The organism is Deinococcus aquatilis DSM 23025, from assembly GCF_000378445.1.
Classification (GTDB): domain Bacteria; phylum Deinococcota; class Deinococci; order Deinococcales; family Deinococcaceae; genus Deinococcus; species Deinococcus aquatilis.
On record NZ_KB899705.1, the window covers coordinates 40,888 to 54,069 of the forward strand.

The 13,182-nt window shown below is 62.3% G+C and carries 13 protein-coding genes; 2 read left to right on the top strand and 11 right to left on the bottom strand.

Annotated features, from left to right (window positions below):
• Positions 1-134: 134 nt before the first annotated feature.
• The 9 genes from F561_RS0108115 to F561_RS28750 all read right to left on the bottom strand — a co-directional run bounded on the left by F561_RS0108115 (position 135) and on the right by F561_RS28750 (position 8,095).
• Positions 135-1,253: a M50 family metallopeptidase gene (locus F561_RS0108115; protein WP_019009457.1), complete on the bottom strand. Its 1,119-nt coding sequence runs from the start codon at positions 1,251-1,253 to the stop codon at positions 135-137.
• Positions 1,250-2,428 carry a 1-deoxy-D-xylulose-5-phosphate reductoisomerase gene (gene dxr / locus F561_RS0108120; protein WP_019009458.1) on the bottom strand — a complete coding sequence of 393 codons (1,179 nt, stop codon included), beginning with the start codon at positions 2,426-2,428 and terminating at the stop codon, positions 1,250-1,252. The genes F561_RS0108115 and dxr overlap by 4 nt, the downstream gene beginning before the upstream one ends.
• Before the next feature lie 138 nt (positions 2,429-2,566).
• Complete coding sequence (locus tag F561_RS0108125) at positions 2,567-3,397, bottom strand: phosphatidate cytidylyltransferase (RefSeq protein ID WP_019009459.1); 831 nt, start codon at positions 3,395-3,397, stop codon at positions 2,567-2,569.
• Between the two features lie 128 nt (positions 3,398-3,525).
• The gene (gene frr, locus F561_RS0108130) at positions 3,526-4,077 is read right to left on the bottom strand and encodes a ribosome recycling factor (RefSeq protein ID WP_019009460.1); all 552 of its coding nucleotides are present in this window, start codon (positions 4,075-4,077) and stop codon (positions 3,526-3,528) included.
• Positions 4,078-4,254: 177 nt separating this feature from the next.
• Entirely contained in the window at positions 4,255-4,965 is a 711-nt protein-coding gene (gene pyrH / locus F561_RS0108135; protein WP_026298711.1) for a UMP kinase, read from the bottom strand.
• A gap of 107 nt (positions 4,966-5,072) precedes the next feature.
• Positions 5,073-5,876: a translation elongation factor Ts gene (tsf, locus tag F561_RS0108140; protein ID WP_019009462.1), complete on the bottom strand. Its 804-nt coding sequence runs from the start codon at positions 5,874-5,876 to the stop codon at positions 5,073-5,075.
• Between the two features lie 151 nt (positions 5,877-6,027).
• Positions 6,028-6,822, bottom strand: coding sequence for a 30S ribosomal protein S2 (rpsB, locus tag F561_RS0108145; protein ID WP_019009463.1), 795 nt, complete (start codon positions 6,820-6,822; stop codon positions 6,028-6,030).
• Positions 6,823-7,127: 305 nt separating this feature from the next.
• Positions 7,128-7,799 (bottom strand): YczE/YyaS/YitT family protein, encoded by a 672-nt coding sequence (locus tag F561_RS0108150; RefSeq protein WP_019009464.1) that lies wholly within the window; start codon positions 7,797-7,799, stop codon positions 7,128-7,130.
• Between the two features lie 65 nt (positions 7,800-7,864).
• The gene (locus F561_RS28750; RefSeq protein ID WP_157451663.1) at positions 7,865-8,095 is read right to left on the bottom strand and encodes a hypothetical protein; all 231 of its coding nucleotides are present in this window, start codon (positions 8,093-8,095) and stop codon (positions 7,865-7,867) included.
• 196 nt (positions 8,096-8,291) lie between these two features.
• Between F561_RS28750 and ychF the strand changes: the two genes are divergently transcribed.
• Positions 8,292-9,389, top strand: coding sequence for a redox-regulated ATPase YchF (gene ychF, locus F561_RS0108155; RefSeq protein ID WP_019009465.1), 1,098 nt, complete (start codon positions 8,292-8,294; stop codon positions 9,387-9,389).
• Positions 9,390-9,655: 266 nt separating this feature from the next.
• On the top strand, positions 9,656-10,453 hold the full coding sequence (locus F561_RS0108160; RefSeq protein WP_019009466.1) for an AAC(3) family N-acetyltransferase: 798 nt from the start codon (positions 9,656-9,658) through the stop codon (positions 10,451-10,453).
• Between the two features lie 105 nt (positions 10,454-10,558).
• On the opposite strand, the gene F561_RS0108165 is transcribed toward F561_RS0108160, so the two are convergent.
• Positions 10,559-11,539 carry an NAD(P)/FAD-dependent oxidoreductase gene (locus F561_RS0108165; protein ID WP_019009467.1) on the bottom strand — a complete coding sequence of 327 codons (981 nt, stop codon included), beginning with the start codon at positions 11,537-11,539 and terminating at the stop codon, positions 10,559-10,561.
• 114 nt (positions 11,540-11,653) lie between these two features.
• Positions 11,654-13,030, bottom strand: coding sequence for an FAD-dependent oxidoreductase (locus tag F561_RS0108170; protein ID WP_019009468.1), 1,377 nt, complete (start codon positions 13,028-13,030; stop codon positions 11,654-11,656).
• Between the last annotated feature and the right edge of the window lie 152 nt (positions 13,031-13,182).

Here is a 13,182-nt window from a genome sequence, read left to right on the forward strand (position 1 = left end):
AGGGGTGAAGGGTCAGTGGTCAGTGAAAAAGGCAGAAGCAGTGTCTGAAATGGGGTATTTACCCTTCTTACCTTCTGACTCTGGACTGCTTTGATCCAGCCCACTCACCACTACCCACTCACCACTGACCGCTTCTAGAAAAACCGGCTCACGTCTCGCACCACCACGAAGACCATCAGCAGCATCACGAAGGCAAAGCCCGCCACATTGATCGCCTGTTCCTGTGCCAGCGTCAGTGGGCGGCGGCGCACGGCTCCGATCAGTACCAGCAGAATGCGCCCGCCGTCCAGCCCCGGAATTGGAATCAGGTTGAAGAAGGCCAGCGACAGGTTCAGCAAAATGGCGACCTGCACCAAAGCCCAGGGACTCAGGGCGGCGGCGCGACTCACGATTTCTGCCGTGCCAATTGGCCCACTCACGTTTTCATCCCGTGACAGATCCAGCGTGATAAAGCGGCCAAACAGGTTTCCGAAAGCCCGCAGAATCTGCGGCACTGCCTCTCCGGTGGTGCGGATAGAGGTAGCGAAGGCGACAGGTAAGCTGGCGGCCTGCACATCCGGGCCGTACTGAATGCCCAATTTTTGGGCCACGCCGTTGACGCGGGCTGTCCAGTCGAAGGCCACCTCGCGCACGGCTCCGGCCCGTTCTACCGTCAGGGTCTTGCGGCCATCTTGCCCCAGCGTGGCCCGTACGCCTTCCCAACCCGCCACCACGCTTCCGTCCACGGTCTGCGAATCGGGAATATCCCGCCCGTTGATAGCCGTAATCACGTCTCCGGCCTGAAGGCCCAGTGCCAGAGCGCGGGAGTTGGGCAGCACGGCTTCGATCCGGGCGCGGTCTGGGGCGGGCACACCCTGCGACGTGAATGTGACGGTCATCAGTACAATCGCCACCAGCAGGTTCATGAGGGGGCCAGCCAGCAGAACGGCCACCTTGCCCCAGGCAGGCAGCCCCGCAAAGCCGCGTGTGGGCTGGCGGTAGCTGCCGTCCGGTTCTTCGGTGGGGGCCATGCCGTCAATCTCCACGTAACCGCCGATGGGCAGCAGACTGAGCCGCCACTCGGTCCCGCGCCACGCCCGCCGCCCCAGCACTGGCCCCATGCCGATGCTGAACGACTTGACGGCCACACCCTGCCAACGGGCCAGCGCGTAGTGCGCCAGCTCGTGCAAAAAGGTGGCGATACCGATAATCAGAATGGTCCAGATCAGGCCTAGCGGCGTGAGGGCGGCGGCAATGCCTTGAATAAAGCTCATCGGTTCAGTCCTCCCTTGACCAGCTCGTGCGCCCGTGCGGTGGCCCACGTCTGCGCCTGCTCCAGCGTGTCCCACGTCAGCACTCCGGCGGGTGTTTCGTCCAGCACACGCTCGATCAGGCGCGGAATGTCAGTAAAGCCGATTTGCCCGGCCAGAAATGCGGGGACGGCCACTTCATCGGCGGCGTTCAGGGCTGCGGGAAGTAGGCCGCCTGCCTCGCCTGCCCGGTAAGCCAACCCCAGACAGGGAAAACGGGCGTGATCCGGCTCCCGAAATTCCCACGTCCCGCGCAGGGGCCAGCCCAGATGCCCTCCCACCTCTGTGCCGCGCCGCGCTGCCCGAACGTCGCCGGGGCGGGTCATGCCGTCCGGGGCCGCGTCTATGGCGTAGGCAATCGCCAGGCGCATATCGGCGGGGCCAAATTGCGCCTTCAGGCTGCCGTCGCGAAACCTCACCGCCGCGTGCATCAGGCTCTGGGGATGCACCACCACGCCCACCTGACTCAGCGGGAGTCCGTATAGGCTGGCGCATTCCATGACTTCCAGGCCCTTGTTCATCAGGGTGGCCGAATCGATGGTGATTTTCTGACCCATGCTCCAGGAAGGGTGCTTCAGCGCCTGCTGGGGCGTCACGCCGCTCAGGTCATCGGGGCCGTCTCGGAAGGGGCCGCCGCTGGCCGTCAGGATCACCTCGGCCACGTCACTGAGGGCCTCTCCGGTCAGGCACTGATACACGCCCGTATGCTCGGAGTCGATGGGTACCACGCGCCCGCCGCCACGCGCCGCTGCGGCCCAGATCAGGTCTGCCGCTGTAACCATCGCCTCTTTGGTCGCCAGTGCCACCGCTCGCCCCGCTTCCAGCGCCGCCCGTGTGGGGGCCAATCCGGGAAGGCCGCTCATGGCATTCACCACCACATTTGCGGGAAGCGTGGCGGCTTCGGTAGGGTCGGCTATGATTTTAATATCAGGGAACTGGACGGAAAAGCGGGCCAGAGCCTGTGCATACACGCTGTTGTCCACGCTGACCACAGCGGGCTGCCACTCGGCCACCTGCTGGGCCAACAATTCCAGATTGCGCCCGGCGGCCAAGACGCCCACCGTCCAGCCGCGCTCCCGCGCCACGTCCAGCGTCTGCGTGCCTATGCTTCCGGTACTGCCCAACACGGTGAGATTCATCGGAGTACAGCATGCCGCAAAAGGCGCGGCGCGTGAGAGGTGAGTGGTGAGTGGTCAGTGGGAAAAGACAGACATGAGGCTATTGTTCTGCGGTTTTGACCTTCCCACTCACCACTACCCACTCACCACTGACGGTTTTTATCCCACCGACATGCTGATATGCAAAAACAGATAAGTCACTGGAACCGCGAACAGCAGGCTGTCCATTCTGTCCAAGAATCCGCCGTGACCGGGCAGGCTCGTGCCGCTGTCTTTGGTTCTCAGGGCGCGTTTCATCAGGCTCTCGCTGAGGTCTCCGAGTTGGCTGGCACTCGCCACCAGAATGGAATACAGCAGGGCGTCCAGCGGCGACCAGATATGGGTCAGTTGGGTCATCAGCAGCACGGTCAGAAAGCTGAGGAGCAGGCCGCCCAGTGCGCCTTCGATGGTTTTGGCCGGGCTGACTTCGGGGGCCAGTTTGCGCTTGCCAAAAAAGTAGCCCACAAAAAAGCCGCCCACATCCGCAGAAATGGTCGCCATCAGCGGCAGGGCGAAATACAGCAGTCCCAGTTCGGCGTTGGGTGTGTAGCGCAGCAGCAGAAAATAGCCCAGCAACCACGGAATGTACAGCAGCCCGAACAGCGAGTACACGACGCGTTCCAGTGGGCGTTCGCCGGGGCGCATGACTTCCATGACCAGCATGTAGCCCACAGCAACCGTCAGTACGGCCTCGCGCCAGGAGCCGCCCGGCCAGGGTGCCTGCGGCCACATGGGAAGGCTCGCCACGATGATGGCCGCCGCGAACACGCCGAGGCTGACGCGCCGCACGTCGATGTCGTTGCGGTCAAGCATGCGGATGTACTCGAACAGGCCCATGACCGAGAGGAACACCAGCGCGGGCAACAGTGCCCACCACCCGATCCAGACGATCACGCCGACCACCGCGAAGCCGACCACCGAGGTCAACAGGCGCGAACCCAGCGTCTCCATCAGAGGACTTCCATCACAGGGCTGCCATCAGGTACGGGTGTCCAGAAGCGGCTTGATAACAATGCGCCGCCGGAAGGCCCGGCGGTCACGCGCTGCACGTCTTGGCAGGGGGAGAAGGAGCGGCAGGCTCACCCGAGGATTTCCTGCTCCTTCTTGGTAAACGTGGATTCCACGCGGGCAATATATTCGTCGGTGATCTTCTGCACCTCGACTTCACCGCGCTTGATCTCGTCGTCGCCCACGCCCTCCATCTTCTTCACTTCGTCCAGCGCGTGCTTACGCAGGTTCCGCACCGCGATACGGGCGTCTTCGGCGTAGTTTTTGGCGTTCTTCACAAGGTCTTTGCGCCGTTCTTCGGTCAGCATGGGCAGGCTGATAAAGATGGTGTCGCCCTTGTTGTTGGGGTTCAGGCCCAGATCACTGTCCCGGATGGCCTTCTCGATCGGATTCAGTGCGCCACGGTCCCACGGCGCAATAACGAGCGTGCGGGCGTCGGGCGTGGAAATACTGGCGACCTGATCAATCGGCACCGTGGATCCGTAATAGTCCACCACGATCTTCTTGAGAATGCCAGGGTTGGCGCGGCCCGTTCGCAACACGCTGAGGTTGTTTTCCAGCGCCTCGATCGCTTTGGTCATGCGTTCACGGGTATCGGACTGAATGGTTTTAAGGTCTGCCATGAGTGAAATCTCCTAAACAGGTGCAGGCTTGGGAAAGCAGAAAGCGGGCAATGAGGCGAATCTTACGGAGAAGCGCCCCGGACGGCAATGGCTGGATTCTACCGTGATGTCACACAGATGTGCCCTTTTGCAATCTTTTGGCTTGAGCTGCCGCGCTTCAAAATCGAGGTAAGAGAATTACAGAGTCTGAATCAGGGTGCCTACGCGCTCACCCGCAAACAGGCGCTCCAGGTTGCCTGTTTCAAACAGATCGAACACCACGATAGGAAGGCCCTTATCCATGCACAGCGTGATGGCGGTGGCGTCCATGACTTCCAGGCGCTGCTCCACCACATCCATATGGGTCAGGGTGTCGTAGCGTTTGGCCTCCTGGTTTTTGCGGGGGTCGGAATCGTACACGCCGTCCACCTTATTTTTCGCCATCAGCACGACTTCTGCACCGATTTCCAGCGCCCGCAGTGTGGAGGTGGTATCGGTGGTAAAAAACGGCGCCCCGTTGCCGCCACCAAAAATCACCACGCGGCCTTTTTCGAGGTGGCGCATGGCGCGGCGGCGAATATACGGCTCAGCTACGGCAGCCATATGAATGGCGCTCATGACGCGGGTGGGCTGTCCGGCAGTTTCCATGGCGTCTTGCAGGGCCATCGCGTTCATGACCGTGCCCAGCATCCCGATGTAGTCGGCGGTGGCGGCGTCCATGCCTGCGCCGTTGCGTGCGCCGCGCCAGAAGTTGCCGCCGCCGATCACGATGGCAAGCTCGATGTCTTTGCCTGCAATCGCTCCGGTCAGCAGCCTCGCCAGCCGCGCTGTGGTATCGGGGCTGATGCCAAAGCCGTTTTCGTCGGCCAGAAACTCTCCGGAAAGTTTGAGCAATACACGTTTGAACATGAAACACCTCGCAGGGTAGGCAAGAAGGACAGCAAACAGAAAAGCGCGGGTCAGGCGGTACAGCAAAAAGGAGCGGCTTTCATGGGCCGCCCCTGCTGACTGTCTGCTTAAGAGCTGATCTCGAAGCGGACGAACTGCTTGACTGCCGCGTCTCCGAGGTACTGCGCTACCGTCATGCTGTTGTCCTTCACGAACTTCTGCTCGGGCAACACTTTTTCTTCGTAGAACTTGCCGATCTGGCCGCTCACGATCTTGTCCACGATCTGCTGAGGCTTGCCTTCGTTGAGGGCTTTGTTGGTCAGGATTTCGCGCTCTTTTTCGATGTCGGTGCTGTCCACTTCATCACGCGACATGTACTGAGGACGCTCGGCGGCCACGTGCAGGGCCACGTCTTTGGCATGGGCTTCGCTGCCGCCCGCCACGCGCACCAGCACGCCGATCTTGCCGTTGCTGTGCACGTATCCGGCCAGGGTTTCGCCTTCGGCGGCTTCGACGTAGGCCACGCGGCTCAGCACGAGGTTCTCACCAATTTTGCCTGCGGCGGCGGCCACAGCCGTGCCCACGGTTTCGCCGTTCAGGTCAGTGTTCTTGAAGGCTTCCACATCGCTCGTGCCTGCGGCGAGGGCGGCCTGTGCCAGCGACTGCACGAGGGCCTGAAAGTCGGAGTTGCGGGCCACGAAGTCGGTTTCGCTGTTCACTTCCACGATGGCGGCCTTGTTGCCGTCCACCACAAAGCGCACCAGACCTTCCTTGGCTTCACGGTCACTCTTCTTCGAAGCCTTCACGATGCCGCGTTCACGCAGCAGGGCTATGGCCTTTTCTTCGTCGTTGCCCGAGTCCGCCAGCGCCTTCTTAACGTCCATCATGCCCGCGCCTGTCAGTTCGCGTACTTTCTTAATTGCTTCCATCATGATTGGTTCCTCCGTAAATTATTGTTGTGTGGGTCGGCAGCATGGGTTCCTTGCTGTCCGTCCATAACGACGTTCAACCACTTGACTTGACAATAGGGGCGAATCCGAACCATTGGCCGGACACGCCCCCACCTGTGTTCCGGTTCTAAACTTAGCTGCGGCCCTGGCTGCTGGTCAGTTGGCTGGTGTCGCCTTCTGCGCCGCTCTCGGCTGCGTCCATTTCGGGGGTGCTGCCTTCCACGCGCTCGCCGCTCACGTCTTCGCCGCCGCCGCGTGCTTCCACGAGCAGGTCACCGATGCGGTGCGCGATCAGCTGGATGCTGCGGATGGCGTCGTCGTTGCCGGGCACGATGTAGTCGATGACATCGGGATCGGAGTCGGTGTCGGCCAGCGCAATCACGGGAATCCCGAGGCGGTTGGCTTCCTGCACGGCGATCACTTCTTTGGTGGGGTCAACCACGAAAATAGCGTCGGGCAGACGGGTCATCTTGCGGATGCCGCCCACGAAGCGCAGGAGGCGTTCACGCTCGGCGCCCAGCTTGATGCGCTCGGCCTTCAGGCGGTCATTGATGCGGCCCGACTCGAACATTTCGTCAAGTTCGTTGAGGCGGTCAATGCGGGTACGCATAGTTTTGAAGTTGGTGAGCATTCCGCCCAACCAACGGCTGGTCACGAAAGGCATACCGGTGCGGCGGGCCTCGAGTTCCACGATTTCCTGCGCCTGCTTCTTGGTGCCCACGAACAAGATGACGCCGCCGCGCTCTGCGAGTTCCTTGATGAAGTCAAAGGAGCGGTCGACCTGCTTGAGAGTCTTCTGAAGATCGATGATGAAAATCCCGTTGCGCTCGGCGAAGATGAAGCGCTTGAATTTGGGGTTCCAGCGCTTGGTTTCGTGGCCGAAATGTACTCCGGCTTCGAGCAACTGCTTCATGCTGATGTACGACATGTTCTCTCCTGAGCGTTACTAGACGGGCCAAGTTTGCGTTCCCCGTGCCAACCCACCGTCAGCCCACCACGCACGACCATTGTTCATGCAGGCGGTTTCGGTATCCGGGTCAGGCCCAAGCGCGACGCTCCAGCGCGGATGGGCAGGGTCACGGGCGCACCCAACGGGAGACTATATCAGACTTTGGGGTGTCAGAATCGGGGGTATCGGAACTGAGGTCAGAGCTTTGGCGGAGGCCGGTCAGACGGAAGCGAGACAGAAGGTGAGGGGCTGAGAAGCTCGGCGGCCCTGCACCTTCAGCCTGTTCAGTCGGCGGGTAGAGGTGTGACCGCCGCTGGAGGCTCTTTTCTCTGACCCAGCCCAAACAGGCCCAGGCCTGCGCTCATGGCTGGACCTATGGCGAGGGCAAAGACCAAAGTTCCCCACCCCACCGGGCCGCCCAGAAGCAGGCCAGTGCCCAGCACGGCTATTTCTACCCCCGTTCGGGTGCGCGATACAGGCCAGCCGTACACGCGTCGCAGTCCCAACGTCAGACCGTCGCGGGGGCCAGCGCCCAGCCCCGCTGCCACATACGTGCCAGTTGCCAGCCCCAACAGGGCCACGCCCAACACGAACTGTATCCAGCGCAGGCCCAGATTCTCCGGATTGGGGATCAGGGGGGCCAGCACATCCAGAAACGTACCGATCAGAAGGACGTTCAGCAGGGTGCCGGGGCCAATCTTTTCACGCAGTTTGAGAGCCGTAAATGCCACGATCACCACACCAGTCAGGATGCTGACCACGCCCACGCTGAGGGGCAGATGCCGCGTGATGCCCACATGCAGCACCTCCCAGGGCGCGACGCCGACGCGAGCGTCCAGCATCAGGCGCAGGCTCAGGCCGTACAGGAACAGTCCGAATATCAGCAGGGCGTAGCGCCCCGGCATGGGCAACCGCGTGAGGGCAACGAGGGGAGCGGGGCGGGTCACGCGGGCCACTGTAGCCCATCGGTCAGGGCGGACTCTGGAATCTCCTGCTGAACGATGAGCGGTAGGCGGCCCATCTACGGCTGGTCTTTTTTCTCTGGTAGGCCCTGTAAAGAGATGCCCCGAGGATTGCTGCCCTGATCCGAGTTGGAGTCAGGGGATTCCCTTTGACCTGTGGGCGAACTGGCCGGGCATTGCAGCGTAGACGGCGCACTGGCTGAAACCGGAGGTAACGCTGTGGTCAATGCTTCCCGAAGTACCCGCAGTTGCTCGGCGTTGGCGGCAGCGTGGGCAGCAGCGTCGGTCATGTAAGGCAGCGTAAACGGTGCGGTGCGGGCGCGTTGCTGCATATGCCGCAATGCCTTTTATCCAGGCGGCATCCAGGCAGAACGTGAAAGGCCCCGTCTCCCTGCGGAGCGCCATCCTTTACACTGGTAGGGTTGCCGCGCCGCCCCCGGTTAAAAAACTGGTCAGGCTGCGTGCGGAGAAAGAGGAGAGAACGTCATGGGCTTAGCAATTGGAATCGTCGGACTTCCGAACGTCGGGAAAAGTACGCTGTTTAACGCCATTACGCGGGCGGGGGCCTTGGCGGCCAACTACCCCTTTGCCACCATCGAACCCAACGTGGGCCGCGTCACCGTGCCCGATGAGCGCCTCTCGGCCCTGAGCCGCGTGTTTACCAAAGGCGAGCGCGTGCCGCCCATCATTCCCACCTTCGTGGAATTCGTGGACATCGCCGGACTGGTCAAGGGAGCCAGCCAGGGCGAGGGCCTCGGCAACCAGTTTCTGGCCAACATCCGTGAGGCCGACGCGATTGCCCATGTGGTGCGCTGCTTTGAAGACGGCAACGTGATTCATGTGGCGGGCCGGGTCGATCCTCTGGACGACATCGAAACCATCAATACCGAGCTGATTCTGGCCGACCTGAACGGGCTGGAAAAGCGCCTTGCCAACCTTCAGAAGAAGGCCAAGGGCAACGACAAGGACGCCAAGGAGCAGGCGGAACTGGCCGAACAGATTCTGGCGGTGCTGGGCGAAGGTAAGCCCGCCCGCGCCGGAACCTACGACGCGCCGATCCCCAAAGAGTTTGGTCTGATCACCACCAAGCCCGTGATCTACGTCGCCAACGTGGGCGAAGATCAACTGACCGAAGACAACGAATACGTGAATCTGGTGCGCGAATACGCCGCCCGCGAAGGCGCACAGGTCGTCAAGATCAGTGCCCAGATCGAGGGTGAACTGGCCGAGATGCCCGAAGACGAAGCCGCCGCCTTCCTGACCGACCTCGGCGTGGAGGAAAGCGGGCTGGATCAGTTGGTGAAAGTGGGCTACGAAACGCTGGGCCTGATCACCTTTATTACGTCCGGTGAAAAGGAAGTGCGGGCGTGGACAATTCGGCGCGGCGAAAAAGCCCCTGAAGCCGCCGGAGAAATCCACAGCGATCTGGAGCGCGGGTTTATTCGTGCCGAAGTGATCGAGTGGGAAAAGATGGTGGAGGCGGGCGGCTGGGCCAATGCCAAAAGCAAGGGCTGGGTCAGAACCGAAGGCAAGGAGTACGTGATGAAAGACGGCGACATCATGAACGTCTTGCACAACTCCTAAGTCACTGCCGGGTGATGACCGGGGAATCACCCCGAGCGAAGTGAGAAGGCAACAGTGGCTGGGGGCGGAAGAGGAGCGCTTCCGTGTGCGGTTCTCGAAAGTGCGTCACTGGAGCCGCTAGCCACTTAAACAAGCAGGAGCAAACCGGAAGGGGAGCGTTTGGCTTTGGCCTGCGCCTCCTTTTGTTTTGGTTCATGCCGGCTGTCGGGGTGCCCGCCGCACCGCAAAACCTATCCCTTCTCTCTGAACGGCGGTAGAATAAGAAGGTGCTGAATCTTTTACGCCGCCCCGCTACCTTGCCTGCCGAACTGGAAAATGGGCTGGCAGAACTGGGGCTGGACGGTTCGCAGCATGTGATCGTGCATGCCAGCTTGAAGTCGTTTGGCACGCTGGAAGGCGGAGCGCGGGCGGTGGTGGACACTCTGGCGGCCCGGACCGCTACGTTGGTGGCTCCTTCCTTTACCTACAACACGTTGCTTCGGCACGCGACTTCACCTGTCCACGCCCGCTTTCACCGCGACAGCCGGGTCAGCCGCGATATTGGCCGCATTCCGCAGACGCTGGTCGAACGTCCTGACGCTCTACGCTCCTTCCACCCCACCCTGAGTTTTGTGGCGCTGGGCACGGAAGCAGAACGGGTGGTGTCGTCCCAGACTTTGGCGAGTCCTTACCAACCTATCGGATCTCTGTACGATCTGGACGGCTACGCCCTGTTGATGGGTGTGGATTTCGGCAGCAACACCAGTGTGCATTACGGCGAGCATGTGGCCGGAATGCCGCTGCTGACACGCTATGTACCTCTGGGCGGCGGCGTGTTGCCCACGGCGTTTCCCAACTGCTCGGCAGATTTCGAGCGGCTGGCTCCACTGGTACAGGCGCGTTCGGCCCGCGTGGGTACCTCAGATTTGCGCCTTTACCGCGTGCGTGACCTCGTAGATGCCACAGTCTCCATGCTGACCCGTGACCCCGAGGCCCTCCTGTGTAGCTACAGCAGTTGCCGCTGTCAGGAAGTCCGGCGAATGGTGCGGGCCAGTGGCCTGACGCCCCGGCCTCACGGTCACTGAGAGGAGCAGAGTTTCTTTTGGTTCAGGGCAAAAGCTACGAGCGGTGAGCCATGAACTACAGAACGCAACAAAAAGCCGTTGTCTTTAATGGCCCACAGCCTGCCGCTACCGTTTCTCGCTGCTGTGCCCCGGCCTCACCCGCAGCGCGGCATTCACGTGATGTGCGGCGTGGTTGGCGGCCACTGCTGCCTGTGCAAAGGCCAGGGAGATCAATTTAAATTCACCGCTGCTGAGGGTCACGTCGCCCACTGCAAAGACACCCGGCAGGTGGGTCTGTCCACCGGGGCCGTCCAGTACATATTCGCCCTGCCAGTCCAGCGGCCAGGACTGAACAGGAGACAGATCGGGAAGGTAGCCGTTGAGAATCAGGACGGTTTCGGCCTGAACGCGCACGGTTTCACCGTCTACGGTCAGGTGTGCACCGCCCGGAACCAGACTCATCAGGATGGCCGGAGCCAAGACCTGAATGCGGCCAGAGGCACGGCACTCCTCCAGTTCAGCCAGTTCCTGAGGATCGCCCCGAAATCCGGCGCGGCGGTGCGTGAGGGTCACGGCGGCTCCGGCAGCGGCCAATTCCAGCGCGGCGCGGGTGGCCTGCGGAACGCCGCCTACAACCAACACATGTCGCCCCGCCAGCGTGCTGGGTTCGGGCAGGTCAGTTCGGACATCGGGGTGAGAGGCGGCCCCCGGCACCCGTGCCTCACGCGGCAACAAGGCCCCCATGCCCGCCGCCACGATCACCGCCCCGGCCTCGAAGGTGCCTGAATCGGTGCCCACCAGCCAGCCACCCTCACCGTCTGGCGTCAGGCTGCGGGCCACTTCATTCACGCGGATGTCCACGCTCAGCGTATCGAGCTGACCCAGAAGTCCAGCTACCACACCAGACGCCCGCGTGCTGGGCAGCCCCGGCACGTCGTACACCACCTTGTCGGGATAGAGGGCCATCAGTTGCCCGCCCACCTCTCCACGCGCTTCCAGCACCCGCACACTCAGGCCGCGCCACGCCGCATAGAAGGCCGCGTGCAGCCCGGCGGGGCCGCCTCCGATCACCAGAACATTGGAGCGCAGGGGTGGAATGGGGGACATAGGGGCAGTATGCCAGACGGGTCAGAGAGGAGATTGTGGAATGTAGAACGTGGATCGTGGGCAAGAGCCAGACCACGATCCACGTTCTACATATCCCTACATATCCGGCGCTGTTTACCGCTTGCGGTGGGTCAACATCTCGTGCTTATGAACCACCTTGGCACGCGGGCGGCCCAGCGTCTGCCCGCTCGACAGCTCGTGGGCGTCCAGCGCCTGCCAGTCGGCAAAGGTGTACACATCCACGCTCTTGCCTGCCAGTAGCGCGTCTACAGCCTCGGCGGTGGCCTGAGGCGCGGGGGTCAGCAGGCCCGCTGCCACGTCGCTCAGGAGGTGGGCCACGGTGTCGGTGGCGTCTTTGCGGTTGGTGCCCACCACGCCGCTCGGCCCCCGCTTGATCCATCCGGCGGTGTACTCACCGGGGCGGCCTTCCACGCGGCCCTCCACGTTGGGAATCACGCCCCGGCGCTCGTCGAAGGGCACTCCGGGTAGGGCCACGCCCTTATAACCCACCGAACGCAGCACCATCTGCACGGGCAGGGTTTCAAATTCGCCCGTGCCCACCGCGTTGCCTGCTTCATCTAGCGTGTTGCGCTCTATTTTCAGGCCCGCTACGTGGCCGTTGCCGTCGTCCAGAATCTCGGTTGGAGACACCAGAAAGCGCAGGTGGATGCGGCGGGGTTTGCCCTCCGGCGTGCGGCCCGCGAAATCGCGCAGCACTTCCAGATTCTTCTTCACGGTGTTGTCGGTGATCGCGGCTTCGGCGGCCTCGTCTACCTGTACCTCCTCGGGCTTCACGATGGGGTCGGCCTCGTGCAGCTCGCCAAATTCGCGCAGTTCCTTGGTCGTGAACTTGGCCTGTGCCGCGCCGCGCCTGCCCAGTACCCAGACGTCGCGCACGTGGCTCTGGGCCAGGGCTTCCAGCGCGTGCGCCGCGATGTCGGATTCGTGCAGCTCGGCCACTGTCTTGACCAGAATTCGGCTCACGTCCAGCGCCACATTTCCCACGCCCACCACGGCCACGCCGCCTGCCGTCAGCACCATGTCGCGGGCGGCGGCGTCGGGGTGGCCGTTGTACCAGGCCACAAATTCGGTGGCGCTCATGCTGCCGGTCAGGTCTTCGCCGGGAATCCCCAGACGGCGGTCACTGCTGGCCCCCACGGTATAGATCACGGCGTCGTAGTGGGCGCGGGCTTCCTCATGTGTCAGGTCGCGGCCAAATTCCACGTTGCCCAGAAAACGCACACGGGGATCACTCAGGGTCTTTTCAAAGCCCCGCGTCACGCTCTTGATGGTCAGGTGATCGGGGGCCACGCCGTAGCGCACCAGTCCGTAAGGGGTGGGCAGACGGTCAAACACGTCCACCTGCGCGGGCACCTGCGTTTGCTTGAGCAGGGCTTCGGCGGCAAAGACTCCGCTGGGGCCAGAGCCGATCACCGCCACGCGTAGGGGACGTTCGGGGCTGTACGCCGACTGGGAAAGGGTATCCGTCATACTCCCGAGTCTACGCATACTCTCTGCCGCTCTTCTGCCGGAAATCTGGACGAATAGTGTTACATGTACAGAAACAGCCCGGAGAGTTGAGAACGATTCCGGGTAAACCCCCCAGTCTGCTCCGCAGCCAGCCCCCTTGGAGGGGAGCGCAA